The sequence below is a fragment of the Clostridioides sp. ES-S-0001-03 genome (assembly GCF_020676075.1).
GTDB lineage: Bacteria > Bacillota > Clostridia > Peptostreptococcales > Peptostreptococcaceae > Clostridioides.
Genome location: NZ_JACVWJ010000057.1, coordinates 1 through 256, shown reverse-complemented (window position 1 = coordinate 256; position 256 = coordinate 1). Strand labels below are relative to the sequence as shown.

The 256-nt window shown below is 51.6% G+C and carries 1 tRNA gene and 1 rRNA gene; both read right to left on the bottom strand.

The features are described from left to right. Positions 1–47: 47 nt before the first annotated feature. Positions 48–122 (bottom strand) — tRNA-Asn (locus IC174_RS20925). 7 nt (positions 123–129) lie between these two features. Next, positions 130–246 (bottom strand): 5S ribosomal RNA (rrf, locus tag IC174_RS20920). Between the last annotated feature and the right edge of the window lie 10 nt (positions 247–256).

Sequence of the window (256 nt, the reverse complement as noted above, 5' to 3'; positions counted from 1 at the left end):
GGATTTTAAGTCCTGTGCGTCTGCCAGTTCCGCCACTTCGGCTTTTTTGGCTCCAAGGGTGGGGCTCGAACCCACAGCCTACCGGTTAACAGCCGGTTGCTCCACCGTTGAGCTACCTTGGAATATTCAACGTGGCTACGTCCTACTCTCCCAGGCAGTTTCCCACCAAGTACCATCAGCGCTAGAGAGCTTAACTTCTGTGTTCGGAATGGGAACAGGTGTATCCTCTCTGCTATTGTAACCACATAATCTCTAT